This is a genomic window from Bradyrhizobium sp. SEMIA, assembly GCF_014844175.1.
GTDB classification, from domain to species: Bacteria; Pseudomonadota; Alphaproteobacteria; order Rhizobiales; family Xanthobacteraceae; genus Bradyrhizobium; species Bradyrhizobium arachidis.
This window is the reverse complement of sequence record NZ_CP046601.1, coordinates 5305920-5332753: the sequence shown is the minus strand read 5'-3', so window position 1 is coordinate 5332753 and position 26834 is coordinate 5305920. Positions and strand designations below refer to the sequence as shown.

Below are 26834 nucleotides of genomic sequence, written 5' to 3'. Positions count from 1 at the left end.
CCCTCGCTCTTGTCGGATCGGCCGTGTGATTTGCCGGCCAATCGCATTGGCGAAAACCAATAGCGGTCTGGCAGGGGATGTCCACGGCCAATCGCTGGAGGATTCGATTAAGCCCTCCCCGCTTGCGGAGACGACGGTCTCGTAGGGTGGGCAAAGCGTAAGCGTGCCACCATCCCTGGTCACACGCAGATGGTGGGCACGGCGCTATCGCGCCTTGCCGACCCTACGGCAGTCTTGCCCTCATCACTTGAACCAATGCACCAGTGCGATGCTGATGCCGAGCAGCAGCATCAGCGACAGAGTCACGGCGGCAGTCACCCGGCCGCCAACATTGGCGAGCACGCGCACGTCGACGCCGAGGCCGAGTGCGGCCATCGACACCACGGTGAGAAAGCCAGTGATCTTCGTCACCGGTCCCACCACCGTGGCCGGCACGATCTCGAGGGAGCGCAGGGTCGCAAGCGCAAGGAAGCCGAGGATAAACCAGGGGACCAGGCGGAAGAAGCCGACATTGGCCTTCTTGGCGCCGGCCTGCCAGCGCGAGGCGACCAGCGACAGGCCCACGACGACCGGCCCAAGCATCAGCACGCGCATCAGCTTCACCAGCGTGCCGATCTGCGTCGAGATGAGACCGGCCGGCACCGTCGCCGCAAGCACCTGTGGCACTGCGTAGACGGTGAGACCTGCGAGGATGCCGTATTGCGTGGCGGACAATTGCAGCAGCGGGATCAGCAGCGGCAGGCCCAGCACCATCATCACGCCGAGGATCGCGGTGAAGGAAATCGACGATGCGATCTCGTCATTGTTGGCGCCGATGATCGGCGCCACCGCCGCGATCGCGGAATTGCCGCAGATCGAATTGCCGCAGGCGATCAGGATCGACAGCCGCGTCGAAAGGCCGAGCATCCGGCTGAGGCCGAAGGAGACGCAGAGCGCGACCACGACGACGGCCGCGATCGATGCCAGCAGAGCGATGCCGGAGGCTGCAATGGCGGCAAAGCTGATGGAGGCACCCAGCAGCATGACCGCGACCTCGAGCAGCTGCTTGGCGCTGAAGGCGATGCCGGCCTGCCAGCGCGGCGCGGGTTTCCAGAAGCTGCGCAGCGCCATGCCGAGCAGGATCGCCATCACCAGCGCCTCGACATAGGGATGCTCGAACACGCCGAGCTCAGCCCGCTCCAGCAGGGCCGAGACACCGGCGACGGCGACGCAGAGGAGAATGCCGGGAATCAGCGCGAGAACCCGGCTCGCGGTGGTGGCCGGCTTGGAATCGGCCGGGCTGGATGCTTGATTCTGCGTCACAAATCTCTCCCAAGGAGAAGGATTTATACGCAGCGCAGTCCGATTGGGGAATAAGTTTTCGGCATATCAGGGCCGAGGGAAGTTCTGTGCTCGGCCCGGGAATAGCGAGGGGTCAGAAGATCAGGCTTTTGGCGAGCGAAGCGACGCGGCTGAAGCCATCATAGACGCCCGGCTCGAAGAAAGCGGCACGGGCGAGCACGATGCCGGCGACCAGCGACCAGAACAGGCCGGTGCCGACCCGCAGCAGCATTTTTGAAGCGCGCGACCGCGGCTGGGTGTCCGTTGCGGACACCAGTTGCTCGCCGAAGGGCTCAAATCCGGTACGTTCCATGGCCGTCAAATCCATCAATCTCTGGCGGAAATGTCGTCGTTTCGGCCCAAAACAGCAATGGAAGCGATTGGCGTTTTTGTCCTCCGGAGGGGAAACTCCTTCCTCCCGACGGTGCCGGGGCAATAGTTTTCTTCTTCCGGCCTATTTGGACACCGGCACCCGGCTTAGAGGGCCAGATAGCGGCGACGGATCGCGTCGTTGGCCTTCAGCTCGTCGATCCCGGCGGCATAGACGATCTGGCCCTTGTCGATGACCGTGGCGTGGCTCGCCAGCCCCAGGCAGAAATGCATGTTCTGCTCGGCGATCAGCACGGTCGAGCCGAGCTGGCGAAGCTGACGCAGCAGCTCGCCGATCCGCTGCACGATGATCGGTGCGAGCCCCTCGCTCGGCTCGTCCAGCAGCAGCAGCGCCGGATTGCCCATCAGCGTGCGCGCGATCGCGAGCATCTGCTGCTCGCCGCCGGACAGGCGTCCGGCGATGCGATGGCGCAGCGGCTCCAGGAGCGGGAAGACTTCATAGATGCGCTTGATTGGCCATTCGTCCTGGCCTTCCGGCCCCTTCTTGCGACCGATGACGAGATTGTCCTCGACCGTGTGCTCCGGAAAGATCTGGCGGTCCTCCGGCACGAAGCCGAGGCCGGCGCGCGCGATATGGTGCGGCTTCTGGCCGGAGATCACCGCGCCGCGCAGGCTTACTTTGCCCCGCCGCGGCGGTGCCAGGCCCATGATCGCCTTCATAGTTGTCGACTTGCCGGCGCCATTGCGCCCGAGCAGCGCCATGGTCTCGCCCTGCCGCACGGAGAGGCCGACGCCGAACAGGATCTGGCTGGTGCCGTAATAGACGTCGAGATCGGCGACTTCGATGACAGGGGTGCTCATGCGGCGGCTCCCGCATGCTCGGTGCCGAGGTAGGCGTCGATCACGGCGCTGTTGTTGCGGATCTCGTCCGGCGTGCCAGTTGCAAGGATACGGCCGTAGCAGAGCACGACGATCTTGGGCGCGATCTTGAACACGATGTCCATGTCGTGCTCGATGAAGACGACGGTGATCTTCTGTGTCTCCCAGAGCTCGCGCACCTTGTCGATCATGCGCCAGCGTTCCTCCGGACCCATGCCGGCGGTCGGCTCGTCCAGCAGCAGCACTTTGGGTTCGAGCACCAACGCCAGAGCGATGTCGAGCAGTTTTTGGTCACCATGCGACAGCGTCGCGGCGGTGCGATTGCGCTTGCCGGCAAGGCCGAGCAGCTCCATCACGTGTTCGGCGCGGTCGCGTGTCTCCGGCAAGGGAAAACGCTTGTGCAGCACTGCGGAGGTGCGCTGATCGGCGCTGACGGCGGCGAACATGGTCTCCTGCACTGTCAGCGATTTGAAGATGCTGGCGACTTGGAAGGCTCGGCCGATGCCGTGACGCACGATCTCCGGCGGCGAACGACCGGCGAGATCGACGCCGTCGAGCAGCACCTGGCCGGAATCCGGCTTCAACGCGCCGGTGATCAGGTTGAAGAAGGTGCTCTTGCCGGCGCCGTTCGGGCCGATCACGGCGGTGAGCGAACCATCGGGAAAGTCGAGCGAGACGTCGTTGGTCGCCTTCACGCCGCCAAAGGACTTTGCGAGGTTGCGGATCTCGAGCATCGCTAGCGCCCCTCGCCCGCGTCACGCCGGTGTGCGAACCATTCGGCGACGAAATCGAGCAGGCCTTTGCGCAGGCCCAGCGCGAAGAACAGGATGACCACGCCGAGCACGATGCCATGGTATTCGGTGAAGCGCGTGACGGTGTCGTTGAGCAAGAGCAGCAGCACGGTGCCGACCATCGGCCCCAAGAAGGTCGAGACGCCGCCGAGCATGTTGATGAAGATGCCCTCGCCCGAGATGGTCCAATAGGCGAATTCCGGATAGGCGCCGGAGACGAACAGCGCCATCACCATGCCGCCCATCGACGCGAATAGCGCCGCCAGCACGAAGACAGTGAGCTTTGCGCGCCAGACGTCGATGCCGAGGAAGCTCGCGCGCGCGGCGTTGTCGCGGATCATGCGCAGCGTGTAACCGAACGGCGATTGCGCGATCTGACGCATCGCGAGCAGGCCGAGGATCAGCAGCGCGCAGCTCGCGATATAGAGATGGACGTGGTTGGCAAGATCAATGCCGAGAAAGACCGGGCGTGGGATGCCGCCGCGCAGGCCCTGATCGCCGCCGGTGAAGGAGGCCCAGGACAGGATGGTGGAATGGATCAGCATCTGGAAGGCGAGCGTGACGAAGGCGAAGTAGATCTCCTTCAGACGCACGCAGATCGCGCCGATGATGGCGGCGATCACGGCCGTGATCGCCAGCGTCGCGACGAAGGCGACCGGAATCGGCACACCGAGCTTCTGCATGATCAGCCCGAAGCTGTAGGCCCCTAAGCCAAAAAACATACCGTGGCCGAACGAGGTCAGGCCGGTGTAGCCCACCAGGAGATTGAGCGAGGTCGCGAACAGGCCGTAGGCCGAGCAGCGAATGACGAAATCGAGCAGCGCCTTGCTACCGGTGAACAGCGGCAGGCTCGCCAGCACGGCGAAGGCGATCAGCGCGATCAGCACGTCGCGATAACGATGAAGTGCCGTACCGTTTCGCACCGGCGCCAGCGTCTGCGCGCGTCCGGCCTCGAGCTCGGTCATGCCGCCTCCTTGCCGAACAAGCCGGTGGGCTTGGAAACCAGCACGATCACCATGAAGAGATACATCAGGCCTTCCGTGAACAGGGGAAAGCCGAGCGAGCCGAACGAGCGGATCAGGCCGAGCAGCAGCGCGCCGATCAGCGCCCCCAGGATCGAGCCCATGCCGCCGATCACGGTGACGATGAAGGATTCGATCAGCACCGAAAATCCCATCCCCGGCGTCAGCGACCGCACGGGCGCCGCGAGCGCGCCGGCCAGCCCCGCCAGCATGCCGCCGAGCGCGAACACCCCGCCATAGATCAGGCCGGTGTTGATGCCGAGCGCGGAGACCGTGCCGGGATTATGCGCGGCGGCGCGGATCACCTTGCCGATGCGGCTGCGCGAGAGCCCGATACCGAGCACGATGGCCGCGAGCAGCGCGACGCCGATCAGAAGCAGGTAATAAGGCGGCACCACGCCGCCGGCGATGAACAGCGGCATCACCTGGAACGCGGACGGCATGCCCATCGACTTGAATTCAGGCCCCCAGATGATGCGCACGACGTCGTCGAAGATCAGCACGAAGGCATAGCAGACGAGGAGCTGCATCAGGACGTCGGCGCCGTAGACGCGGCTCATGAAGACGCGCTCGAAGATCAGGCCGAGGATGGCGGTGCCGGCCGCGCCGGCCAGCATCGCCAGCGCAAAGCTGCCGGTGAGCTGATAGGCCGTCATCGCGAAGTAAGCGCCGAACATGTAGAAGGCGCCGTGACTGAAATTGACCACCTTGAGCACGCCGAAGATCAAGGTTAGCCCGACCGCCACCAGGAACAGCAGCATGCCGATGATGAGGCCGCTGGTGGTTTGCGTCACCAGGCAGGCGGAGCTGGCGAGGCAGCCGGCAAGCGCGTCGAGATCCACGGAAGCACCTTCTTTACGGCGCGCCGGACACGGCGCGGAATACGAAACCAGGGCGGAGACGGTCGCCCGTCTCCGCCCTGCGCGTGATCAGGTGTAACCCTTGCTCTTCTTCCACTCGGCTTCGAGCTCGAAGATGGTCTTCCAGTCGCCGGCCTTGACCTCGGGCACGTAGGGCTCCTGCGGGATCGTGGTGCCCCAGCCGATGGCGTAGCCGACCAGCGTGTGGTCGTCGCCGCGCATCGTCACGGTGCCGTCGGCGCCGAACGGGCACTTGATGGTCAGACCCTTCAGCACCTCCGCGATCTTCTTGCCGTCCGTGGAGTCCGCCTTCTTCGCGGCTTCGCTGAGGAACATCACCGCGGTCGCATTCTGCCACGACCAGTTGGTGGGATATTCGTTGTACTTGGCCTTGTAGGCATCGCCCCAGGCCGCGTTCTCCGGCGTGGTCGGGAAGGTCTTGATGTAGCGGTTGCCGGAGTGGATGCCCTTCGGCAGGTTCTTTACCACGGTGAGCGCGGTGTAGTCGGCCATGTTGACCGCGAACACCTCCATCTGGCTGAACATCGCATAGATGTTGGCCTGGTCGATGTAGGAAGTGAGATCGCCACCCCACAGGCAGGAATACAGCGCCTGCGGCTTGGCCTGCAGGATCTTCGTCACCACTTCGGTGTAGTCGGGCTGGAACAGCTTTGGCCAGGACTCGCTGATGACTTCGACATCAGGCGCGAACCGCTTCAGGTACAGCGTGAACTCGCCGGTGGTGTCGCGGCCATAGGCGTAGTCGGGCGAGCAGGTCGCCCATTTCTTCAGGCCCTTGGCCTTGGCGATCGAAGCGGCGTAGCTGCCGCCGACGATGGAATCGTGGATGCCCTGGCGGACGCAGCGGAATGCGTTCGGGATATGCTGCTTCGGATCGGCGGTGAGCGAGGAGGCTTCCGAGCAGGTGTGGATGCAGAGCACGCCGAGATCACGCGCGACCTCGTGAACCGCAAACGATCCGGAGGACGCTTCGCCGTCGAGCAACAGCTCGCAGCCGTCGGTATTGACGAGCTCGCGCGCGACACGGGCCGCTTCCTGCGGCTGGCCTTTGGAGTCGCGGACCACCATCTCGATCTGCCGCCCGGCAAGGCCGCCGGCGGCGTTGACCTTCTCGACCTCGAGCATCACCGCATTGCGCGACGACGTGCCGAGCTGCGCGACACGGCCCGACAGAATTGTCGGCATGCCGATCTTGATGGTCTTGGCCTGGGCGCGCGCCACCCACGGCGCGGCAACACTCATCGCACCGGCGCCCATCAGCGCCAGTGTTGAACGGCGGCTGATGCCCGGCGTGCGGGTTCTCGTCATTTTCCCCTCCCTCTTTCGGGTCGGCGTTCCAGTCCCTTGTCGAAGATCGTCTCGTCTCCGTGTTCCCAACAATTTCAGAGGCAGGGGGTGACGTCAAGACAAACATGAACTATGAGTCAGAATTCAGAATAGGAGGAAACGAGGCCGCCAATCGGCCCGAAACCGCAGAATGATCAACCTTTCGAGCTTCATCGCCTTTCATGCCCGGCGAACGCCGGACCGGCCCGCGCTGAAATATCGCGGCGGGGTGATCTCCTACGCGGCGTTCGATGCGCGCATCCGGCAAACGGCCGGCTGGCTCGCGTCACAGGGCATCGGCGCTGGCGATGTCGTGGCGGTGCTGATGAAGAACAGCGCCGCGTTCCTGGAGCTGGTCTTCGCGACCAGCCATCTCGGCGCGGTGTTCCTGCCGATCAATTTTCGCCTCTCGCGCGACGAGGTCGGCTACATCGCCGGCAATGCCGGCGCGCGGCTGCTGATCGTCGATGAGGAATTGGCTGCGAACGCAGCGGGCGCGAAGACTGTCGTGCTGAGCGAGGCCGCGCAGCAAAGCGTCACGCATCTCGCAGGCGACGCGGCACCCGCGTCCATGAACATCCGCGCGCCGTCCGACCTGATGCGCCTGATGTACACCTCGGGCACGACCGACCGCCCCAAGGGCGTGATGCTCTCGTACGATAATTTCTACTGGAAGTCGGCCGACCAGACGATCCCGCTCGGCCTGAGTGCCGAGACGCGCCTCCTCGTCGTCGGCCCGCTCTATCACGTCGGCGCGCTCGACCTGCCCGGCATCGCCGTGCTCTGGCATGGCGGCTTCATCCGCATCGAGCGAAACTTTGAACCTGAGACGGCGCTCAGCGCCATCGCCGAGGACAAGCTCAACGCCGCCTGGTTCGCGCCTGTCATGACCACGGCGATGCTCACCTGCCCGGCCCGTGACCGCTACGACGTCTCCAGCCTGACATGGGCGATCGGCGGCGGCGAGAAGACACCGGAAGTCCGCATCCGCGCCTTCTCAGAATTCTTCCGCAATGCGCGCTATATCGACGCCTATGGCCTCACCGAGACCGTCGGCGGCGACACCTTCATGGAAGCGGGCCGCGAGATCGAGAAGATCGGCTCGACCGGGCGCGCCATCGCCCATGTCGGGATCGAGATCCGCGACGAGGACGGCAAGGCGCTGCCGCCGAACGTCAATGGCGAGATCTGCCTGCGCGGCCCCAAGATCACGCGCGGCTATTGGAAGGATCCGGAGAAGACGGCTTCCGCCTTTTTCGGCGACTGGTTCCGCAGCGGCGATGTCGGCTATCTCGACGACGAGGGCTTTCTCTACCTGACCGACCGCAAGAAGGACATGATCATCTCAGGCGGCGAGAACATCGCCTCCTCCGAGGTCGAACGCGTCATCTACGATCTGCCTGAAGTGCGCGAGGTCGCCGTAATCGGCCTGCGCGATTCGCGCTGGGGCGAGCGGCCGATCGCCATCGTCGTGCTGGCGGAAGGCGCGAGCCTCGAGCTCCCTGCCCTCACCGAACATTGCCGCGCGCGACTGGCGAGCTTCAAGGTGCCGAAACAGCTGATCATCCGTGACAGCCTCCCCCGCAATCCCAGTGGCAAGATCCTCAAGCGCGTGCTGCGCGCCGAGCTGGAGACGTCTGAATGAATCAAGTGAACGCCAAGGTGACCAAGCTCAACCGCGTCGAGCGCAACGCCTGGACCAAGCAGAAGATCTTTGACGCCGCGACCAAGGTCGTCGGCAAATATGGCTATGCCGAAGCCTCCGTCGCCCGCATCACCGAAGAGGCCGGCGTCGCGCAAGGCACCTTCTACAATCATTTCGAGAACCGACAGGAGCTGCTCGACCAGCTGCTGCCGAAGATCGGCCTCGACATGGTCGAGTTCATCCGCGCCCGCACCGGCACGGCGGATGCGGCAAGGCAGGAAATTTCGCGCTTCTCCGCCTTCTTCGACTTCATCCGCGAGGTGCCGGAATTCCTGCGCATCCTCAACGAGGCCGAGTTCTTCGCGCCCAGCGGCTACCAGAAGCACCTGGACAATATCTCGGTCGCCTATGTCCGCATCTTGCGCCGCGCGCGAGCGGCAGGCGCGATTCACGATTACAGCGACGAGGAATTCGAGGCCATCGTTCACATGCTGATGGGCTCGCGTGGCTATCTCAGCCGCCGCTATTCCTATTCGGACGGCGGCGTCACCGCCGTGCCCGACCACGTCATCTCCGCCTATCGCAAGCTGATGACGCGCGGCCTCTTCACTGCCTCCGGGGACACGCCATGAACATCGCATCTCCACACAAGCCGCTCGACCTCGCCTCAGCAATTGCTGAGGCCGACATCCGCTGCCTGTTGATGGTGCTGGTGCACATGACGGGCGACGAGAAATGGCTCGAGCCGCCGTACCTGCCCAAGCGCGACATCCGCCTCATCCCCGACCCCGAGGCCGGCGTGCCCCGCGAGATCCAGGACGAGATCCGCGCCGCGGTCGTCAACCTCTTTGCCTATGGTACGCCGGAGCCTGTCATCACCGATCCCGGCGAGGAGCTGTTGCTCAGGATGATGCGCGCCTGTCTCGGCGAGAACGTCGCGCCGGAATATGCGCCGCTGATGCGCGAGGAAATGGGTTTTGTGCCGCGCGAGGCGCGCTGGACCAAGAGGCCCGCCAACGAGAAGCTTGCGGAGCAGCATGTGCTGATCGTCGGCGCCGGCGTCTGCGCCATCGCGCTCGGCGTGGCGCTTGGCCATCTCGGCATCCCCTATACCATCGTCGAGAAGAACGACGAGCTCGGCGGCACCTGGTGGATCAACCGCTATCCCGGCTGCGGCGTCGACACGCCGAACCATTCCTATTCCTACTCGTTCGGCTCGGGCAATGCGTGGACACGCTATTTCTGCCAGCGCGAGGAACTGCTCGATTATCTGCTCAAGGTCGCCGATGAATACGGCATCCGCAAGCATTTGCGGGTCAACACCGAGCTGACGGCGTCGCGCTGGGACGAGGGCAAGAAGCGCTGGATATCCACGCTGAAGACGAAAGACGGCGAAGAGACCTTCGAATCCACCGCGCTGGTCAGCGCCATCGGGCAGCTCAACGATCCCTCCCGTGCGCACTTCAACGGCGAAGAACTTTTCAAGGGCACGATCCTGCATTCGGCGCTCTGGTCCGGCGACATCAACCTCGACGGCAAGCATGTCGCCGTGATCGGCACCGGCGCAACCTCGATGCAGCTGGTGCCGTCGATAGCCGGCCGCGTCGCGTCAGTTACGGTCTATCAACGCAGCGCGCAATGGGCGCGGCCGGTGAAGGGTTATTCCGACCCGATCACCGAGGGCGCGCGCTGGCTGCTGGCGCATCTGCCGTTCTATGTGCAGTGGTATCGCTTCAACATGTTCTGGCGCTATGGCGACGGCCTGCTGCCGTTCCTGCGCAAGGACCCCGCCTGGCCGCACCCCGAGCGCGCCGTCAACAAGGGCAATGACCGGCATCGCCAAGAGCTGACCGACTTCATCCTGTCCGAATTGCAGGGACGGCCCGATCTAATCGAGAAATGCGTTCCGACCTATCCGCCCTACGGCAAACGCATCCTGCTCGACAACAACTGGTTCAAGACCTTGAGGCGGGACAATGTCGAGCTTGTCACCGACACGATCGACCGTTTCGACGAAACCGGCATCATCGCCGCCGACGGCGAGCACCGCCCCGCCGACATCATCGTCGTCGCTACCGGCTTCAAGGTGACGGAGATGGCCGCGCGTCTCAACATCAGCGGCCGCGGCGGCAAGGATTTGCGGCAGGCCTGGGCCAACGACAATCCGACCGCGTTCCTCGGCCTCACCGTGCCTGATTTTCCCAATTTCTTCTGCATGCTCGGCCCGAACTCCGGACCGGCCCATGGCGGCAGCGTCATCTTCCAGTCGGAATGCCAGAGCCGCTACATCTCCGCCTGTCTCGCCGAGATGATCGAGCGCGATATCGCCGTCATCGACGTTCGCCCCGACGTGCTCGACGATTACGTCCGCAAGGTCGACGTCGAGCACGAGGCCATGATCTGGACCCATCCGGGCATGAGCACCTATTATCGCAATGCGAGCGGCCGCGTGTTTTCAGCCATGCCCTGGCGGTTCGTGGACTATTGGCGCATGACGCACGATCCGGATCTGGGGCAATATAGGCTGACGAAGGCGTAGACTGGAGGGAGCGCCCAATGCCCAAACCGATCGTCCGCATCTACACTGACTACAAGAGTCCCTACGCATTCGTGGCGAACAAGCGGCTGTTCGAGCTCGAAGAGACGCACGGCGTGGAGCTCGAATGGCGGCCCTACACGCTGCGCATCGCCGAGTTCATGGGCAAGGTCGAGGAGCGCACGCCGCATTTCTGGCGCAAGGTGCGCTACCTCTATATGGACGCGCGGCGCTATGCCAATGCGCAAGGGCTCGTCATGAAGGGCCCGCGGCGGATCTACGACGCCTTCTATTCGAGTGTCGGCATGCTGTTCGCGCAACGGCACGGCTTCTTCCGCACCTACCACGACACGGTGTTCCGCAAATTCTGGAGCCATGAGCTGGAGATCGACGATCTCGCGGCAATCACCGAAATCATCACCTCGTGCGGTGGCTCGCCCAGCGAGTTCGAAGCCTACGTCAACGGCCCTGCCCGCGCCGAGCACGACCGCATCATCGACGAGGCCGAGGCACTTGGTGTGTTCGGCGTGCCGACCATGGTGTTCAACGGCGAGCTGTTCTGGGGCGGCGACCGCATCAACATGCTGATCGAACGCATCGAGAAGCCCGAGACGATCGCGGCCGCGCTCGGCAGCCGCCACCGCAAGCCGGATTGACAGCCGCTCTAAGCCGCCAGCCCGCTCTCCACGGGCGCAAACTCCAGCCCGAGGCTTTCCGCCACCGCCTTGTTGGTGATGCGGCCGCGATGCACGTTCAGTCCGTTCCGCAAGTGAGGATTCTCCAGCACCGCGGCAAAGCCCTTGCTCGCGAGCATCAGGCCGAACGGCAGCGTCGCGTTATTCAGCGCTTGGCTGGATGTCACCGGCACCGCGCCCGGCATGTTGGCGACGCAATAGTGCACGACGCCGTCGACCTCATAGGTCGGATCGGTGTGCGTGGTCGGATGCGAGGTCTCGAAGCAGCCGCCTTGGTCGATCGCGACGTCGACCAGCACCGCCCCCGGCTTCATGGATTTCAGCATCGCGCGCGTGACCAGCTTTGGCGCGCTGGCGCCCGGCACCAGCACCGCGCCGATCACGACGTCGGCGGCGAACACCTCGTCCTCGACCGCCTCGATCGTGGAGAAGCGGGTGCGGACCCGCCCGAGAAAGACGTCATCCAGCTGGCGCAGGCGAGGAATAGAGCGATCGATCACCGTGACTTCGGCGCCAAGACCCGCAGCCATGCGCGCGGCCTGCGTTCCGACCACACCGCCGCCGAGCAAGACGAGGCGCGCCGGCTGCACACCGGGCACACCGCCCAGCACCGCTTGAGCGCGCGCCGGCGGCCTCGATCGCGAGGCGGCCGGCGACTTCACTCATCGGCGCCAGCAGCGGGAGGTGACCGGCCGCGTCGGTGACGGTTTCATAGGCGATCGCAGTACAGCCGGACGCAAGCAAACCCTTGGCCTGTTCGGGATCCGGCGCAAGATGCAGGTAAGTGAACAGGATCTGGCTTTCACGGAGCTGGACCCACTCGCTCTTCTGCGGCTCCTTCACCTTCACGATCATGTCCGATGCGGCGAAGATGTCGCGTGCGCTCGCGGCGATGGTGGCCCCCGCCCGCTGATACACCTCGTCGGACGCGCCGATGCCGCTGCCGGCGCCGGTCTCGACCGTGACCTGATGCCCGGCCGCGACATATTCACGGACCGCGCCCGGGGTGAGCCCGACGCGATATTCCTGCACCTTGATCTCCTTGGGCACACCGACACGCATCTTGAGCTCCTCGCCAACACATTGATTCCGTTGTTGATCGTAGCGACGGGGGCGGTTTGGTTTCGTGCAAATATCCGCTAGTTTGGCTGCTTGCGCGCCGGTTTCCGGCGCGCAAGCGCCCTTTCACGCCGGAAACAAAACCTTGGCCCTCGACCGGAAAGATCTCGCCATCCTCGCGGAACTCACCACCAATGCGCGGGCCAGCCACACTGAGCTCGCCAACAAGGTTGGGCTATCCAGCACCGCGCTGGCGCGGCGGCAGAAGGCGCTGGAGGACGACGGCTACATCCAGGCCTATCAGGCCGCGCTCGATCTCAACCAGTTCGGCCTCACCACCACCGTGCTGGTCCGCATCGCGCTGGAGAGCCAGAGCGACGAGGCGCTGAAGGCGTTCGAGGCCGAGGTGGTGAAATGCCCCTCTGTCGTGCGCTGCTTCCTGATGTCGGGCACCGACGACTACATCCTGATCGTGCTCGCCCGCGACATCCAGGATTTCGAACGCATCCATCGCACCGAGCTATCGCGGCTGCCGCGCGTCGCGCGGGTGCAATCGAGCTTTGCCTTGCGGGAAATCGTCAACCGCGCCGTGCCGACGGTGGTGTTCGGCGAGGCGAAGCGGTAGCTCTTTTCCCGGTTCTTACGCTCTCTGTCATAGAACTGTCATCGAATGTGCTGAGACCTGTCCGTCTCGCACATTCGGGACACGCCATGGACTATTTCAAGCGCTTCAACTTCCTGTTCGCAGCACCGGCATTCGACGCCGACGACCTCGAGGGTCTCCGCTTCAACCAGATCATCGAGGAGATCCAGCGCTCCGGCTTCGAGGTGGTCCGGGCCCGCAAGCTGGAAGACGCCGAGATCGCGGTGCAGACCGATGCCGCAATCGGCTGCATGGTGGTGGACTGGGGCAAGAAAGGCCTGGAAGGCAGGACCTCGGCGCTGATCAACCTGATGCGGCGCCGCGGCCTCGACTTCCCGATCATCTTGCTTATCCGGCGCAAGCGCTTCGAGGACCTGCCGGTCGAGGTGCTCGACTTCATCGACGGCTACGTCTTCCTGTCCGAGGAGACGCCCACCTTCATCGCCAAGAACCTGATCAGCCGGCTCAAGCAATATGCCGAGACGCTGAAGACGCCGTTCTTCGGCGCCCTCGTCGACTATGCCGAGGAAGGCAACCAGCTCTGGACCTGCCCGGGCCACAATGGCGGCGTGTTCTACAACCGCAGCCCGATCGGCCGGGTCTTCGTCGAGCATCTCGGCGAATCCGTGTTCCGCGACGACCTCGACAATTCCGTGCTCGACCTCGGTGACCTCCTCACCCATGAGGGGCCGGCGCTGAAGGCGCAGAAGGAAGCGGCCCAGATCTTCGGCGCGGAAAAGACCTATTTCGTGCTCAACGGCACCTCGACCTCGAACAAGGTCGCGCTCGGCGCCCTCGTCACCGACGGCGACCTCGTGCTGTTCGACCGCAACAACCACAAGGCCGCCCATCACGGCGCGCTGATGATCAATGGCGGCATCCCGGTCTATGTCCCGACCGTCCGCAACGCCTGGGGTCTGATCGGCCCGATGCGCTGGGACATGCTCGACGAGAAGGCGTTGCGCGAGGCGATCCGCAACCATCCGTTGGTGACCGATCGCGACGCCTGGCGCAAGGAACGGCCGTTCCGCGTCGCCGTGGTCGAGCAGTGCACCTATGATGGCTCGATCCATAGCGCCGAGATGATCCTGAAGCGCATCGGCCATCTCTGCGAGTACATCCTGTTCGACGAGGCCTGGGCCGGCTTCATGAAATTCCACCCGCTCTATGCCGGCCGTTTCGCCATGGGGCTGGCGAACCTTCCCCCAGAGCGCCCGGCATCATCGCGACGCAGTCGACCCACAAGCAGCTCGCGAGCTTCTCGCAGGCCTCGCAGATCCACATCAAGGACCGCCACATCCGCGGCCAGAAGCGTCGTGTCGAGCACCGCCGCTTCAACGAAAGTTTCATGCAGCACGCCTCGACCTCACCCTTCTATCCCCTGTTCGCCTCGCTCGACGTCGGCGCGCAAATGATGAAGGGCCGCTCCGGAGAGGTGCTTTGGGACGACACGATCCGTCTCGGCATCGAGCTGCGCAAGAAGGTCCGCGCGATGCGCCGGGAGTTCGAGGAGAAGGAGCAGAATCCGGATCGGCGCTGGTTCTTCGAGCCCTTCGTCCCGGATCGCGTCGCCATCCCCGACGTCAGCCGCCCCGGCGCCGCGCATAACGTCGCCTGGGAGTCGCTCTCCACCGACGAGCTCGCCACCAATCCCGCGCTCTGGCAGCTCTCGCCCGATACAAACTGGCACGGCTTCCCCAATCTCGCTGAAGGCTTCGCCATCACCGATCCGAACAAGCTGACACTGCTCACGCCCGGCTTCGACCGCGCGACCGGCACCTATGCCGAGCACGGCATCCCCGCTCCGGTCGTCGCGCAATATCTGCGCGAGAATCGCATCGTCCCCGAGAAGAACGACCTCAACTCCCTGCTTTTCCTGCTCACCCCCGGCGTCGAGGCGAGCAAGGCCGGCACTCTGATCTCCGGCCTCGTCGCCTTCAAGAAGCTGCATGACGACAATGCGCTGCTGGCCGACGTCATCCCCGAGTTCTACCAGCGGCGGCAGGCGCGCTATGCCGGCGTGCGACTGCGCGATCTCTGCGGCGAGATGCATCGCTTTTTCCGCGCCGCCGACGTCAGCGCACTCCAGGCCCGGCAATTCATGCCCGAACACATGCCCGAGATCGCGATGTCGCCCCGCGATGCCGCACGCTATCTGTTCAAGAACGATGTCGACTATCTGCCGATCGAGGCGATCGCGGGCCGCATCGCCACGACGCCCTTCGTGGTCTACCCGCCCGGCATTGCCACCATCGTGCCCGGCGAGCGGCTGACGGAACGGGCCAAGCCCATGGTGGATTATCTCAAGATGTTCGAGACCTGCTTCAACACGTTCCCGGGCTTCGATGTGGAAATCCAGGGCGTCTACAAGGAGACCGATGCGCAGGGACGCATCGGGCTCTATACTTACGTCGTTGCCGAGTAGGTGCCGATGAACGAAACAGCTGTGCGCGCGAGTGACGAGCCTGTCCTGGTCAGGCCGTCACGCGAGAGCGATGTCGAGGCGATGCTGGCGATCTACCGCCATCACGTCCGCAACGGCGTGCCGCGCGACGTCGAGGGAACCGGCGCGCCCGAGCCGGACGATTTGCGCGACCGTCGCAAGAATTTGAAGCAGACCCGCCTGCCGCACCTGGTCGCGACCTTTCGCGGCGAGGTCGTCGGCTATGCCTATGCGGTGCTGTTCCGCAAGCGGCCGGCCTATCGCTACACCGCCAAGCACTCGATCTACGTCCACCACGAGCATCTCGGCCGCGGCGTCGGACGGCTCTTGCTCGGCGAATTGATCGACGCCTGCGCTGCGGCCGGCTTCCGCCAGATGATCGGCTATATCGATGCCGACAACGCGCCCTCGCTGGCGCTGCACGAGAAGTTCGGCTTCGCGCGCGCCGGCCTGCTCGGCGGCGTCGCCTATCGCCACGGCCGCTGGTCCGACACCGTCATGGTACAGCGCTCGCTCGGCGCGGGCGCAACCTCCCCGCCGGCGCTCACGGCGCCCGGACGCTAGATAGGCCTGCGCGGCCTTTACGACGGAAGGTCAGCCGATTTCACCTGAATCCGGTCGGCATGCAGAGACCAGTGATGCAAGGCCTGGTCCTTGCAGAATTTTGCTTTCGCCCGCTCTTTGGCTTCGTTCTCATCGCAGGCGTCGACCTCGAGGGTGCCCTGGCAAACCTCGATCTCCCGCCCGTGGCCGAACACGTCCTTCATGAATCTGACGACATAAGTGGACATGGGACCTCCCTGCTGCCCCGGCGGCACTGTAATCCCATTTAGGCCGGATGGGGAAAGGAGATTTTGACGCGGATCAAGGTTGGCGACGGTTCCCGCCGCCAAAGCTAGGCCTTGAGACGATCCGTCAGCGATCACGTCTTGATGTCGAGAAGCGTGTCTTCTGTCTCGGCGTAGGCTTGAATGACCTTCGCATTGGCAATGAAGCTGTATTTTGCGGTCGCCAGCTCAACAAATTCACTCGCGAGATCGACGTTCGGCGCGGCGACCAGGCCATCCTGGTTTGCGAAGGGAGCGCTCGGGTCGGATTGCGCGGTATAGCTCGGCGAAACCGCCGACACGGTCGCGATCGTACCGCCGGGCGCCGAGCCGCTCGATTGGGAGACCTGATCGACGCGCAGCGGCACATAAGCGGCGGGATACGTCGGAGCAATGCCCGAGCTGGCCGATGTGCTCGATCCGCCTGACACGGGGAGCGGCCCGGTCGTGTTGATGTTGGCGATATTGCTGGCGGCGACGTTCACGCGCAGGCTCGCCGCAGAAAGTCCGGAGGTCGCAATCGAGAGTATGCTCATGCATCCTGATCTACAGGACAAGTCATACGCGTTCATTCACGGCATCAGTAAAATCTGCCGCTTTCTGTTTTGAGCCTGGTAACCAACGATCGGAGCACGAACAGACTTCGCACGTCCGCTACTGCGGCGTCACGCCAAAAGCCTGCTTGAAGCGCTCGGCATAGCGCGGCCAGACCTCGGGATTGATGATGCGCGGCGGGCGCTTGCCGTCGAGCGTGTCCAGCACCTGCTCGGCGGCAATGCGGCCCATGTTCTGACGCGCCTCGATCGTCACGCCCGCGGTGTGCGGACTTGCCAGCACATTATCCAATTGGAGTAGCGGATGCTCCGGCGGCGGCGGCTCCTTGGACCAGACGTCGAGACCCGCGCCAGCAATGCGCTTGTCGCGCAAGGCCTGGAGCAGCGCATCCTCATCGTGGATGAAGCCGCGTGCCGTGGTGATGAAATAGGCGTGCGGCTGCATCAGCGCGAACTCGCGCGTGCTGATCATGTTGCGGCTGCGCTTGTCCAGCGGGCAGGAGATCGAGACGAAATCGGCGCGGCGCAAGAGCTCGTCGAGCTCCACCTTCTCGCCGCCCCGCTCGGCCATCACCTCGGCCGTGAGGTACGGATCGTAGGCCAGCACCTTCATGCCGAACAGGCCCTTGCACAGCGCGGCGATGCGGCGGCCGACATTGCCGAGGCCGATGATGCCGACGGTCTTGTGCTCGATCTCGTTGCCGACGAGCTCGTTGCGGTTGACGTTGGACTCCCTGCGGAGCCTGCGGTCGGACTGGATGATGCGCTTCGACAAGGTCAGCATCATCGCCAGCGCGTGCTCGGCGACGGAATGGGCGTTGCCGCCGGACTGGTTGACGACCAGGACCCCCACATCCGTGCAGGCCTCGACGTCGACAGGGTCGAAGCCCGCGCCATTGCTGGAGACCAGCAGGAGGTTTGGCGTGCGCTTCAGGAGGGCGGCGTCGACATGGAAGTGCGGCGCCAGTTCGTCGCGGGCCGCGCCGATCTGGTAGACATGGGCCGCGCTCAGGATAGGCGCGTAGAAATCCTCGGGGCTCTCGTTCTCGATGCGATCGAGCCGGACATCGGGGCGCGCCTTCAGGATGTCGATATAGATCGGATTGGCCAGATATTTGACGTAGAAGACGCGCTTGCTGTTGACGGACATCAGGACCCTTCCGGCTCTCTCATGGAGACCCGCAAGGCCTGCGCAATCCGCGCCCCGTCCATGCGTCCCTCCCGTTTCTCATTGTTGCCGCTTATGCCATGGCGGTGCCGGCCGCGGCAGGCCGTCTGGCGCAGATCACGGTGCCGGCCCGGGCATGTTGACAATCCCGCTGCCTGCGTCAAGTTCGGCAGACCGCCGCGACGGCCAGAACCAAGAAGCATGCGCGGCTCGAGGGAGAACGCAATGGCGATTGCGGAACAGCAGGCTCAGGCGGCACAGGGGTCCGGCGACAAGAGCTGGCATGGCATCGTCCTGCAGACCCTGAAGCGGAACGAGATCAGCCTCATCCCTTACGTGCCCGACCGCGTGCTGACGCCGCTGATCAAGAATTTGCATGCCGATCCCTTCTTCACCACCTTCGCCACCGCCCGCGAGGAAGAGGCCGTCGGCATTGTCTCCGGCGCCTGGATGGGTGGACGACGCGGCGCGGTGCTGATGCAGACCTCCGGCTTTGCAACGCTCGCCAACGTGCTCGCCTCGCTCGCGGTGCCCTACCAGATCCCGCTGATCATGTTCGTGTCCGAGCGCGGCACGCTCGGCGAGTTCAATTACGGACAGTCGCTGGTCTGCCGCACCATGCGCCCGGTGCTGGACTCGCTCGCGCTGGAGCACCACACCATCACCCGGCTCGACGAGCTCGAATTCATCGCCGACCGCTCGATCAAGCAGGCCGTGACCACGCAGCGCCGGTGGCGCTGATCCTCAACCCGCTGCTCACCGGCGGCAAGACCTTCGACAAGTGAGCGCTGCCATGACCACGCGCAACACCAAAGTGATGAACCGCTTCGACGTCACCTCGCGCCTGATCGCGAAGCTCAAGCACGAGGAAGCCGTGATCGGCGGCATCGGCAATACCAATTTCGATCTCTGGGCCGCCGGCCACCGCCCGCAGAATTTTTACATGCTCGGTAGCATGGGCCTCGCCTTTCCGATCGCGCTTGGCGTCGCGCTGGCGCAGCCCGACCGCCGCGTTTTCGCGCTCGAAGGCGACGGCTCGCTGCTGATGCAACTCGGCGCGCTCTCGACCATTGCAGCATTGAAGCCGAAGAACCTGATCATGATCGTGATGGACAACGGCATCTACCAGATCACCGGCGCGCAACCGACGCCGGCTGCGAGTGTGGCCGACATCGTCGGCATCGCCACCGCTTCAGGGCTCGCCAACAGCGCCTGGGCCGCGGACGAGGAGGATTTCGAGCGTCTGGTCGACGAGGCGATGTCACGCTCCGAGCCCAGCCTGATCGCGGTGCGCATCGACGACAAGCCCGGGGTCGGCACCACCCGGCGTGACCCCGTGCAAATACGGGAGCGTTTCATGCACGGCCTCGGCGTGCGCGAGCCACTTTAAGGTTTCGTCATTAACTACACGGCGATCTGATCCATATCCGGTACAGGCCGTTGCAAATCCGTGCTATCGGCGCCGGATGTCCATTCTTGTTCGCCTGTTTGCCTGGCTTCTAGCGGCCGCCGTCACTTTTGCGACCTTGGGACCGCCGACCCTGCGGCCGCATTCCGATCTCGGGCAGGATGGCGAGCATGCCCTCGCCTTCCTCCTGGTCGGGCTGGCCTTTGGCCTCGCTTATAGGAATCGCCGCCTGGCAGTCACCGCTATCGCGGTGGCCCTGATCGGCATGCTCGAGCTGATGCAATTGTGGGCACCGGGACGGCATGCGCGGCTGGAGGATTTTCTGGTCGATGCCGGCACGGCCTGCATCGGCTTTGCGCTCGCCACCGCAGCCGATTGGGCGCTCGCGCGCCTTCGCGCAAATGCGACCCTGACAAGCCAGGGCCCCGCGGAGTGATGCTCTGCAGGGCCCGGCTCTCCAAAGTCTACGCTTCGATCAGTCGATGATCTTCACCACGCGGCGCGTGCGCGGCTCGACGATCACGCGGCGATCGTTCACGACCGCATAGCGGTACTCGGTGTAGTTCGGCACCGGTCGCAGCACCACGGTCGGGGGCAGCGGCTCGCCGACCACGACGCGCTCTTGGACCACGACGGAGTCACTGCGCGGGATTCCGCCCAGCACTGCATTCGGAATCTCGAGGCCCGCGCCGACGGCCGCCCCGACGGTGCCGCCGACCGCGCGCCGTCCCTGGCGCCCTGTTCGGTCGTCGACTGGCAAAGGCTGCGCTCGACGCCAGCAGCGACGCGGCAGCCAACGAAATCGCAAGACGGGACTTCATATTCACACTCTCCAGTGTTGTTGTGCGCTTTCAACCCGCGGGACCGGAGCATTGTTCCGGTTCCGCCGGGTCGAAAGATGCATCACATCCGGAGAGTGTTACCGCGTAACGGTTCAGCTGGCTGCGATCTCATGGCCCGCCATCAGTTCCAGCGCCCGCACCATGGCGGAATGATCCCAGGCCTTGCCGCCATGCGCAGTGCAGGACGAAAACAATTGCTGCGCTACCGCCGTGCTCGGCAGCGACAGGCCGAGCGAGCGGGCGCCTTCGAGCGCGAGGTTGAGATCCTTCTGATGCAGTTCGATGCGGAAGCCGGGCTCGAAATTGCGCTTCACCATGCGCTCGCCATGCACTTCAAGAATCCGCGACGAGGCAAAACCGCCCATCAGCGCCTTGCGCACCAGTGCCGGATCGGCGCCGGCTTTCGATGCGAACAGCAGCGCCTCGCTCACAGCCTCGATCGTCAGCGCGACGATGATCTGGTTGGCGACCTTGGTGGTCTGGCCATCGCCATTGGCACCGACATGGGTAACGTTCTTGCCCATCTTGTCGAAGACCGGTTTCATCGTGCCAAAGGCGCGCTCCGGCCCGCCGACCATGATGGTGAGGCTCGCAGCTTTCGCGCCGACCTCGCCGCCCGACACCGGCGCGTCGAGATAGTCCGCGCCAAGCGCCTCGATCTTCTTCGCGAACTCCTTGGTGGCCAGCGGCGAGATCGAGCTCATATCGACCACGATCTTGCCCTTGGAGATGCCGGCCGCGACGCCGTCCTTACCGAACAGCACAGCCTCCACATGCGGCGTATCCGGCACCATGATGATGACCGCATCGGCTTCCTCCGCGACCTGCTTTGCTGATTTGCAGGCGACGCCGCCCGCAGAAATCAGCTCAGGCGCGACCGGCGCGACGTCGTGCAGCAGAACGCGATGACCCGCGGCCAGGAGGTGGCCGGCCATCGGCCGTCCCATGGTGCCAAGTCCGATGAAGCCGATGTCGATCATGTCCGGGTTTCCTCAGGTCTCAAATGTTTGCGCGGCGTGCCAGGACAGGCCTTCCAGCGTCGTGGTGCGCGGCTTGTACTCGCAGCCGATCCAGCCGCGATAACCGATCGCGTCGAGATGGCGGAACAGGAAGGGATAGTTGATCTCGCCGGTGCCGGGCTCATGGCGGCCAGGATTATCGGCGAGCTGGATGTGTGCGATCTGCGGCAGATATTCCTGCATAGTGCGGGCGAGATCGCCCTCCATGATCTGCATGTGATAGATATCGTACTGGATGAACAGATTGTTCGACCGTACCTCGGAGATCAGCTGCACCGCCTGCTCGGTCCCGTTGAGGAAGAAGCCGGGAATGTCGAGCGTGTTGATCGGCTCGACCAGCAGCTTGATGTTCTCCCGCGCCAGCGTCGAGGCGGCGAAGCGCAGGTTCCCGACCAGCGTCTCCTGAAGCTCGCTCCGATCGGCATCCGCAGGCGCAATGCCGACGAGGCAGTTGAGCTGGTCGCAATCGAGCGCCTTTGCATAGTCGATGGCGCGGAATACGCCGTCGCGGAATTCGCTGACGCGATCAGGCAGGATCGCGATGCCGCGCTCTCCACCGGCCCAATTGCCTGCGGGCAGATTGTGCAGGACCTGCGTCAGGCCATGGGCCTCGAGCTGCTCGCGCAGCTGCGCCTTGTCGAAATCATAGGGGAAGAGATACTCGACCCCGGAAAATCCGGCCGCCTTCGCCGCAGCGAAGCGGTCGAGGAACGGCATCTCGTTGAAGAGCATGGTGAGGTTGGCGGCAAATTTCGGCATCGCTGTCCCCTATTCTGCCGGCTGCAGCACGGCGGGCTGCTTGGTCCCGACCTCGTCGAGCGGCAGGTCCAGCACCTCCTCGAACTCGACGATATTGTCGATCTCGGTGCCCATCGCGATGTTGGTGACGCGTTCGAGGATGAACTCCACCACCACCGGCACGCGATGCTTGGCCATCAATTCGCGCGCGGTCGCGAATGCAGCCTGTGTGTCCTTCGGGTCCGTGACGCGGATCGCCTTGCAGCCGAGGCCTTCGGCGACCGCGACATGATCGACGCCGTAGACGCCGATCTCGGGCGCGTTGATGTTCTCGAAGGAGAGCTGAACGTGGTAGTCCATGTCGAAACCGCGCTGGGCCTGGCGGATCAGGCCGAGATAGGAATTGTTCACGACGACGTGGATGTAGGGCAGGTTGAACTGCGCCCCGACCGCGAGCTCCTCGATTAGGAACTGGAAGTCGTAGTCGCCGGACAGCGCCACGATCTCCCGATCCGGACAGGCGGCACGCACGCCGAGCGCGGCGGGCAGCGTCCAGCCGAGCGGACCCGCCTGCCCCGCATTGATCCAATTGCGCGGCTTGTAGACGCCGAGGAACTGCGCACCGGCGATCTGCGACAGGCCGATCACCGTGACATAGGTGGTGTCGCGGCTGAACGCCTTGTTCATCTCCTCATAGACGCGCTGCGGCTTGATCGGAACGTTGTCGAAATGGCTCTTGCGCAGCATGGTCTTCTTGCGATCGCGGCAGGCCGCGGGCCACGCCTGGCGCTCGCGGAGCCTGCCTGACCGGCGCCACTCCCTGGCGACGGCGACGAAAAGTTCGAGCGCGGCCTTGGCATCCGAGACGATACCGAGATCGGGATTGAACACGCGCCCGATCTGGGTCGGCTCGATGTCGACATGCACGAATTTGCGGCCCTTGGTGTAAGTCTCGACCGAGCCGGTATGACGGTTGGCCCAGCGGTTGCCGATGCCGAGCACGAAGTCGGATTCGAGCAGCGTGGCATTGCCGTAGCGGTGGCTGGTCTGAAGGCCGACCATGCCGGCCATCAGCACATGGTCGTCGGGGATCGCGCCCCACCCCATCAGCGTCGGCACGACGGGGACGTTGGCGATCTCGGCGAATTCGACCAGCAGGTCCGACGCATCGGCATTGATGATGCCGCCGCCCGCGACGATCAGCGGCCGTTCGGCGGCATTGAGCATCTCCAGCGCCTTTTCGACCTGCTTGCGGGTCGCGGCGGGCTTGTAGACCGGCAGCGGCTCATAGGTCTCGTCGTCGAACTCGATCTCGGCGAGTTGCACGTCGAGCGGCATGTCGATCAGCACCGGTCCGGGCCGGCCAGACCGCATCACGTGAAACGCCTGGCTGAACACGCGCGGCACCAGCGCCGGCTCGCGCACAGTCACCGCCCATTTCGTCACGGGCTTTGCGATCGATTCGATGTCGACGGCCTGGAAGTCTTCCTTGTACAGCCGCGCTCGCGGCGCCTGTCCGGTGATGCAGAGGATCGGGATGGAATCGGCGATCGCCGAATAGAGCCCGGTGATCATGTCGGTGCCGGCCGGCCCCGAGGTGCCGATGCAGACGCCGATATTGCCGGCCTTCGCCCGCGTATAGCCCTCGGCCATGTGCGAGGCGCCCTCGACATGGCGCGCCAGGATGTGGCGGATCGAGCCGCGCTTCTTCAGCGCCGAGTAAAGCGGATTGATCGCCGCCCCGGGAACGCCGAAGGCCGTCGAGATGCCTTCCTTCTCCAGGATACGCACGGCTGCATCGACAGCTCGCATCTTCGCCATATCGGACCTCGCTTGGTTTAAGTCAGCGAGCGAGATCATCAGATGCGGAGAAGCCGATCTCAACGAGATCGATTTTATTTTCCACGATGCGGCAGCGTTGAGAAAAATGCGGCTGCCTCAAGCGCTTAGATCGAGAAATGCATGAAAGAAATCACTCGAACAGCGGCGCCAGCTCCATCTGAGGTACCAGCACCAGGCCCTTGTCGGTGATACGAATTTCCGGAATGACCGATAGCGGAATCAAATTGAACCCCATGTAGGGGATAGTGCAGCCGGCCTCGGCCCATTCCTTCTTCAGCACCTTCACCTCTTCAGCGACTTCCGTCACACGCTTGTCGGAGAGCAGGCCGGCGATCGGCAGCGGCACCAGCGCCCTCACCTCGCCGTTGGCGACGACGCAAACGCCGCCCTGCTTTTCCTTGATCGCCGATATCGCCACCTGCATGTCGGTCTCGTTGGTTCCGGCGACGATGATGTTGTGGCTGTCATGGCCGACGCTGGAGGCGACCGCGCCCCGCTTCAGGCCAAAGTCCTTGAGGAGGCCATGAGCGACGTTGCCAGGCGATTTGCCATGGCGCTCGACCACTGCGACGAAGCAGAGACCGTAGCGCGCGAACAGCGACGGCCAGTCCTTTACCGGCTCGATCGCAACCTTCTCATGGATCAGCGTGATGCCGGGCAGCGCGGTCTTGATTGCGTTAACGGTGCAGGCCTTCGCCGGCAGTTCCGGCGTCAGCTTCATCTTCGCCGGCAGTTTGACGGTCGCATAAGCCGCTTTGGGATATTCGTAGCGCTGCGACAGCGCCTGATCGAGCAGCTTGGTAATCCTGCCGTGCTCGACCATCAGCTCGCCGCCATACCAGGTGCATTGTGGCCTGAGCTGATCGTCCATCAGCACGAGATCGGCGCGGCGGCCGCCGCCAAGCCCGCCGATATCGCCCTCCATGCCGAAACGCGTCGCGCCGTGCAGCGAGCCCATCGACCAGGCCTGCTCCGCGACATCCCGGCTTTCACGGCTTCGCGCACCACCCAATCGAGTCCGAACAGCAGCAAATCGTCGGCGTCGCGGTCGTCGGTGCAGACCGCCGCGCGCTTGTGCGAGGCCCCGAGCTCGGTGATGGTGCGGATCGCCTGCGGCAGCGAATGCCATGGCGTGGTCGGTGGGCCCCCGCGCAGGAACACCCAGACGCCGGCGTCGAGCAGATCGTCGGCGATGTCGCGGTCGATCGCTTCATGGGTGTCAGTGACGCCCGATGCCGCATAGGCCGCGACGAATTCGCGGCCATAGACATGGCCGGACACCGGCCGTCCCCGCTTCAGGGCAGCGGCGAGGATCGCATGGCTGCGCTCGTCACCCATCGTGACAGGCACGAAGTCCATCTTCTCGCCGAGCGCGACCGCCTCGGGCCAGCGATCGAACAGGCCTGCGATCTTGTCCGGCGTGAGGTCGCCACCGGCGGTCTCAAGCTCGGCCGAGGTCGCCGGCACCGTGCTCGGCACCGTCAGGAAGATCGACAGCGGCGCCTCGCGGGCGTCCTCCAGCATCGCCTCGACGCCGGCGACGTCCATGACGTTGCCGATCTCGTGGCTGTCGCAGAAGATCGTGGTGGTGCCGTTGAGCAGCGCGGCCTCGGCATAGGCGCAGGCCGTCACCATCGAGGATTCGATGTGGATGTGCGGATCGACCAGTCCTGGCGCGATGATGCCGCCGGCCGCGTCGTAAGTCGCGACCCCGCTCCAGACCTTCTTTGCCGCTCCGGCCGGCTTCACCGCCGCGATGCGGCGCCGGTGATCCAGACCTCGCGGCCTGGATGGATACGCTCTGAATAGGTCGAGAGCACCCGCGCACCCGTGACGACGAGGTCCGGCGCGAGGCGCCCCGAGGCAACATCCGCGAGGCGCCGCGTCATGCTGTGCAGCGGCGCGACGGAAAAACGGGTCAGTTTGGTCATCGGAGGCTCTCGCGTGACATGGACAGCCCAGTAATGGTTGCCTCCGACGGCGGCAGGGGCAACTCAAATAAAACGGCACTCGTGCTTACGCATTGGGCAACGTCGCCGGCGGCCGTTTCAGGCCATGGCGAGCTTGGGCCCTCGCGATCAGCTCTTGGCTTCCTCAGCTTTTCGCCGGGAACGTCGTTTCGGCGCCGGCGCAGCCACCGTCACAGGCTTGACACGTATGCGCACCGATCCCTTTGACTGGTCGAGGTCGAAGGCGTTGGTCTTGCGCACGAGGTCGATCAACTTTCGGGACCCGTAGGTTCGCGGATCGAAATCGGGCGCCAGGTTGGTCACCTGCTTTCCAACGACGCCAAGCTCGACCCAGCCGTCTTCGCTTTCCGCCTGGGTGATGACGTTCTTGATGATTGATGTTGCGGCTTCCGGCGGCTGCAGCGAACGTGGCGTGGACGCGGCATCTCGATTGTTCACCACGCCGCCGCGCAAATTCTCGGTGTAGACGAACTTTCGGCAGGCCTGCCGAAAGCTCTCCGGCGTCTTCTGCTCGCCGAACCCAAACACGTCGATGCCGTGCTCGCGGATTCGCGCGGCAAGCCGGGTGAAGTCGCTGTCCGACGACACCAGGCAGAAGCCGTCGAAGCGGCCGCTGTGCAGCAGATCCATCGCGTCGATCACGAGCGTGATGTCGGACGCGTTCTTGCCGGTCGTGTAGGCGAATTGCTGCTGCGGGATGATGGCGTGCTTCGCCAGAATGTCGGCCCAGCCCTTCGACCGCGCGTTGGAGAAATCGCCGTAGATGCGACGGACGCTGGCCTCGCCGATCTTGGCGATCTCCTCGAACAATCCATCCGCGATCTTGGCCGACGTATTGTCGGCATCGATCAGGACAGCGAGACGAGGCGAGCGAATTTCCGACGGCATGACGTTCC

General features: G+C 64.3%; 22 protein-coding genes and 5 pseudogenes. 10 read left to right on the top strand and 17 right to left on the bottom strand.

All coding sequences use genetic code 11. The features are described from left to right. Window positions 1-243 precede the first annotated feature (243 nt). The 7 genes from FOM02_RS25960 to FOM02_RS25930 form a co-directional block, all read right to left on the bottom strand. The gene (locus FOM02_RS25960) at window positions 244-1302 is read right to left on the bottom strand and encodes a YeiH family protein (protein ID WP_027558897.1); all 1059 of its coding nucleotides are present in this window, start codon (window positions 1300-1302) and stop codon (window positions 244-246) included. Window positions 1303-1414: 112 nt separating this feature from the next. Next, window positions 1415-1633, bottom strand: coding sequence for a hypothetical protein (locus tag FOM02_RS25955; RefSeq protein ID WP_027558896.1), 219 nt, complete (start codon window positions 1631-1633; stop codon window positions 1415-1417). A gap of 164 nt (window positions 1634-1797) precedes the next feature. After that, window positions 1798-2511 (bottom strand): ABC transporter ATP-binding protein, encoded by a 714-nt coding sequence (locus FOM02_RS25950; RefSeq protein ID WP_027558895.1) that lies wholly within the window; start codon window positions 2509-2511, stop codon window positions 1798-1800. After that, window positions 2508-3263 carry an ABC transporter ATP-binding protein gene (locus FOM02_RS25945; RefSeq protein ID WP_027558894.1) on the bottom strand — a complete coding sequence of 252 codons (756 nt, stop codon included), beginning with the start codon at window positions 3261-3263 and terminating at the stop codon, window positions 2508-2510. The genes FOM02_RS25950 and FOM02_RS25945 overlap by 4 nt, the downstream gene beginning before the upstream one ends. 2 nt (window positions 3264-3265) lie before the next feature. Then, window positions 3266-4285 (bottom strand): branched-chain amino acid ABC transporter permease, encoded by a 1020-nt coding sequence (locus FOM02_RS25940; protein ID WP_027558893.1) that lies wholly within the window; start codon window positions 4283-4285, stop codon window positions 3266-3268. Next, entirely contained in the window at window positions 4282-5184 is a 903-nt protein-coding gene (locus FOM02_RS25935; RefSeq protein ID WP_265440102.1) for a branched-chain amino acid ABC transporter permease, read from the bottom strand. Before FOM02_RS25935 ends, FOM02_RS25940 begins: the two co-directional genes overlap by 4 nt. A gap of 87 nt (window positions 5185-5271) precedes the next feature. Then, on the bottom strand, window positions 5272-6531 hold the full coding sequence (locus FOM02_RS25930) for an ABC transporter substrate-binding protein (RefSeq protein ID WP_027558891.1): 1260 nt from the start codon (window positions 6529-6531) through the stop codon (window positions 5272-5274). Window positions 6532-6700: 169 nt separating this feature from the next. Here FOM02_RS25930 and FOM02_RS25925 point away from each other — a divergent pair, with 169 nt between their 5' ends. Genes FOM02_RS25925 through FOM02_RS25910 form a run of 4 tightly spaced genes read left to right on the top strand, consistent with a single transcriptional unit; the run spans window position 6701 to window position 11386 of the window. Beyond that, window positions 6701-8194, top strand: a complete 1494-nt coding sequence (locus FOM02_RS25925) for an AMP-binding protein (RefSeq protein ID WP_027558890.1) — start codon at window positions 6701-6703, stop codon at window positions 8192-8194. Further along, entirely contained in the window at window positions 8191-8826 is a 636-nt protein-coding gene (locus tag FOM02_RS25920; protein ID WP_027558889.1) for a TetR/AcrR family transcriptional regulator, read from the top strand. Before FOM02_RS25925 ends, FOM02_RS25920 begins: the two co-directional genes overlap by 4 nt. Beyond that, the gene (locus FOM02_RS25915) at window positions 8823-10733 is read left to right on the top strand and encodes a flavin-containing monooxygenase (protein WP_027558888.1); all 1911 of its coding nucleotides are present in this window, start codon (window positions 8823-8825) and stop codon (window positions 10731-10733) included. Before FOM02_RS25920 ends, FOM02_RS25915 begins: the two co-directional genes overlap by 4 nt. 17 nt (window positions 10734-10750) lie before the next feature. Continuing rightward, window positions 10751-11386 (top strand): 2-hydroxychromene-2-carboxylate isomerase, encoded by a 636-nt coding sequence (locus FOM02_RS25910; RefSeq protein WP_027558887.1) that lies wholly within the window; start codon window positions 10751-10753, stop codon window positions 11384-11386. 8 nt (window positions 11387-11394) lie between these two features. On the opposite strand, the pseudogene ald reads toward FOM02_RS25910, so the two are convergent. After that, window positions 11395-12487, bottom strand: a pseudogene (ald, locus tag FOM02_RS25905) (alanine dehydrogenase). A gap of 142 nt (window positions 12488-12629) precedes the next feature. Between ald and FOM02_RS25900 the strand changes: the two are divergent. The 3 genes and pseudogenes from FOM02_RS25900 (at window position 12630) to FOM02_RS25890 (ending at window position 16134) form a co-directional block, all read left to right on the top strand. Continuing rightward, window positions 12630-13109, top strand: a complete 480-nt coding sequence (locus FOM02_RS25900) for an Lrp/AsnC family transcriptional regulator (RefSeq protein WP_027558885.1) — start codon at window positions 12630-12632, stop codon at window positions 13107-13109. Window positions 13110-13195: 86 nt separating this feature from the next. Then, window positions 13196-15552, top strand: a pseudogene (locus FOM02_RS25895) (Orn/Lys/Arg decarboxylase N-terminal domain-containing protein). A 6-nt stretch (window positions 15553-15558) separates the two neighbouring features. Next, window positions 15559-16134 carry a GNAT family N-acetyltransferase gene (locus FOM02_RS25890; protein WP_027558883.1) on the top strand — a complete coding sequence of 192 codons (576 nt, stop codon included), beginning with the start codon at window positions 15559-15561 and terminating at the stop codon, window positions 16132-16134. Window positions 16135-16151: 17 nt separating this feature from the next. On the opposite strand, the gene FOM02_RS25885 is transcribed toward FOM02_RS25890, so the two are convergent. From FOM02_RS25885 to FOM02_RS25875, 3 genes are all read right to left on the bottom strand, one after another. Then, the gene (locus FOM02_RS25885) at window positions 16152-16361 is read right to left on the bottom strand and encodes a hypothetical protein (protein ID WP_027558882.1); all 210 of its coding nucleotides are present in this window, start codon (window positions 16359-16361) and stop codon (window positions 16152-16154) included. A 131-nt stretch (window positions 16362-16492) separates the two neighbouring features. Beyond that, window positions 16493-16933: a flagellar basal body rod protein FlgC gene (locus tag FOM02_RS25880; protein ID WP_027558881.1), complete on the bottom strand. Its 441-nt coding sequence runs from the start codon at window positions 16931-16933 to the stop codon at window positions 16493-16495. Between the two features lie 118 nt (window positions 16934-17051). Next, window positions 17052-18101 (bottom strand): hydroxyacid dehydrogenase, encoded by a 1050-nt coding sequence (locus FOM02_RS25875; RefSeq protein WP_027558880.1) that lies wholly within the window; start codon window positions 18099-18101, stop codon window positions 17052-17054. A 243-nt stretch (window positions 18102-18344) separates the two neighbouring features. Between FOM02_RS25875 and FOM02_RS25870 the strand changes: the two are divergent. The 3 genes and pseudogenes from FOM02_RS25870 (at window position 18345) to FOM02_RS25860 (ending at window position 19963) form a co-directional block, all read left to right on the top strand. Beyond that, window positions 18345-18904: pseudogene (locus FOM02_RS25870) on the top strand (decarboxylase). Window positions 18905-18912: 8 nt separating this feature from the next. Continuing rightward, window positions 18913-19509, top strand: coding sequence for a thiamine pyrophosphate-dependent enzyme (locus tag FOM02_RS25865; protein WP_027558878.1), 597 nt, complete (start codon window positions 18913-18915; stop codon window positions 19507-19509). Between the two features lie 76 nt (window positions 19510-19585). Further along, a complete protein-coding gene (locus FOM02_RS25860; RefSeq protein ID WP_027558877.1) occupies window positions 19586-19963 on the top strand; it encodes a VanZ family protein in 378 nt (125 codons plus the stop codon). Window positions 19964-20002: 39 nt separating this feature from the next. Here the strand turns inward: FOM02_RS25860 and FOM02_RS25855 are convergent. From FOM02_RS25855 to FOM02_RS25830, 6 genes and pseudogenes are all read right to left on the bottom strand, one after another. Further along, window positions 20003-20348 (bottom strand): annotated as a pseudogene (locus FOM02_RS25855) (DUF1236 domain-containing protein). A gap of 113 nt (window positions 20349-20461) precedes the next feature. Next, complete coding sequence (locus FOM02_RS25850) at window positions 20462-21349, bottom strand: 2-hydroxy-3-oxopropionate reductase (RefSeq protein WP_027558875.1); 888 nt, start codon at window positions 21347-21349, stop codon at window positions 20462-20464. A 12-nt stretch (window positions 21350-21361) separates the two neighbouring features. Beyond that, complete coding sequence (gene hyi, locus FOM02_RS25845; protein WP_027558874.1) at window positions 21362-22147, bottom strand: hydroxypyruvate isomerase; 786 nt, start codon at window positions 22145-22147, stop codon at window positions 21362-21364. Window positions 22148-22156: 9 nt separating this feature from the next. Beyond that, on the bottom strand, window positions 22157-23947 hold the full coding sequence (gcl, locus tag FOM02_RS25840; RefSeq protein ID WP_027558873.1) for a glyoxylate carboligase: 1791 nt from the start codon (window positions 23945-23947) through the stop codon (window positions 22157-22159). A gap of 151 nt (window positions 23948-24098) precedes the next feature. After that, window positions 24099-25899 (bottom strand): annotated as a pseudogene (locus FOM02_RS25835) (adenine deaminase C-terminal domain-containing protein). Window positions 25900-26046: 147 nt separating this feature from the next. After that, window positions 26047-26826 (bottom strand): NYN domain-containing protein, encoded by a 780-nt coding sequence (locus FOM02_RS25830; protein WP_027558871.1) that lies wholly within the window; start codon window positions 26824-26826, stop codon window positions 26047-26049. Window positions 26827-26834: the final 8 nt, after the last annotated feature.

What these genes read in the sequence shown, in the direction of transcription:
- FOM02_RS25885 (WP_027558882.1), bottom strand. Translation starts at nt 16,361, where the DNA reads ATGTCCACTTATGTCGTCAGATTCATGAAGGACGTGTTCGGCCACGGG.
- gcl (WP_027558873.1), bottom strand. Translation starts at nt 23,947, where the DNA reads ATGGCGAAGATGCGAGCTGTCGATGCAGCCGTGCGTATCCTGGAGAAG.
- FOM02_RS25865 (WP_027558878.1), top strand. Translation starts at nt 18,913, where the DNA reads ATGACCACGCGCAACACCAAAGTGATGAACCGCTTCGACGTCACCTCG.
- FOM02_RS25925 (WP_027558890.1), top strand. Translation starts at nt 6,701, where the DNA reads ATGATCAACCTTTCGAGCTTCATCGCCTTTCATGCCCGGCGAACGCCG.
- FOM02_RS25945 (WP_027558894.1), bottom strand. Translation starts at nt 3,263, where the DNA reads ATGCTCGAGATCCGCAACCTCGCAAAGTCCTTTGGCGGCGTGAAGGCG.
- FOM02_RS25880 (WP_027558881.1), bottom strand. Translation starts at nt 16,933, where the DNA reads ATGAGCATACTCTCGATTGCGACCTCCGGACTTTCTGCGGCGAGCCTG.
- FOM02_RS25915 (WP_027558888.1), top strand. Translation starts at nt 8,823, where the DNA reads ATGAACATCGCATCTCCACACAAGCCGCTCGACCTCGCCTCAGCAATT.
- FOM02_RS25850 (WP_027558875.1), bottom strand. Translation starts at nt 21,349, where the DNA reads ATGATCGACATCGGCTTCATCGGACTTGGCACCATGGGACGGCCGATG.
- FOM02_RS25875 (WP_027558880.1), bottom strand. Translation starts at nt 18,101, where the DNA reads ATGTCCGTCAACAGCAAGCGCGTCTTCTACGTCAAATATCTGGCCAAT.
- FOM02_RS25890 (WP_027558883.1), top strand. Translation starts at nt 15,559, where the DNA reads ATGAACGAAACAGCTGTGCGCGCGAGTGACGAGCCTGTCCTGGTCAGG.
- FOM02_RS25940 (WP_027558893.1), bottom strand. Translation starts at nt 4,285, where the DNA reads ATGACCGAGCTCGAGGCCGGACGCGCGCAGACGCTGGCGCCGGTGCGA.
- FOM02_RS25910 (WP_027558887.1), top strand. Translation starts at nt 10,751, where the DNA reads ATGCCCAAACCGATCGTCCGCATCTACACTGACTACAAGAGTCCCTAC.
- FOM02_RS25955 (WP_027558896.1), bottom strand. Translation starts at nt 1,633, where the DNA reads ATGGAACGTACCGGATTTGAGCCCTTCGGCGAGCAACTGGTGTCCGCA.
- FOM02_RS25860 (WP_027558877.1), top strand. Translation starts at nt 19,586, where the DNA reads ATGTCCATTCTTGTTCGCCTGTTTGCCTGGCTTCTAGCGGCCGCCGTC.
- FOM02_RS25830 (WP_027558871.1), bottom strand. Translation starts at nt 26,826, where the DNA reads ATGCCGTCGGAAATTCGCTCGCCTCGTCTCGCTGTCCTGATCGATGCC.
- FOM02_RS25920 (WP_027558889.1), top strand. Translation starts at nt 8,191, where the DNA reads ATGAATCAAGTGAACGCCAAGGTGACCAAGCTCAACCGCGTCGAGCGC.
- hyi (WP_027558874.1), bottom strand. Translation starts at nt 22,147, where the DNA reads ATGCCGAAATTTGCCGCCAACCTCACCATGCTCTTCAACGAGATGCCG.
- FOM02_RS25930 (WP_027558891.1), bottom strand. Translation starts at nt 6,531, where the DNA reads ATGACGAGAACCCGCACGCCGGGCATCAGCCGCCGTTCAACACTGGCG.
- FOM02_RS25950 (WP_027558895.1), bottom strand. Translation starts at nt 2,511, where the DNA reads ATGAGCACCCCTGTCATCGAAGTCGCCGATCTCGACGTCTATTACGGC.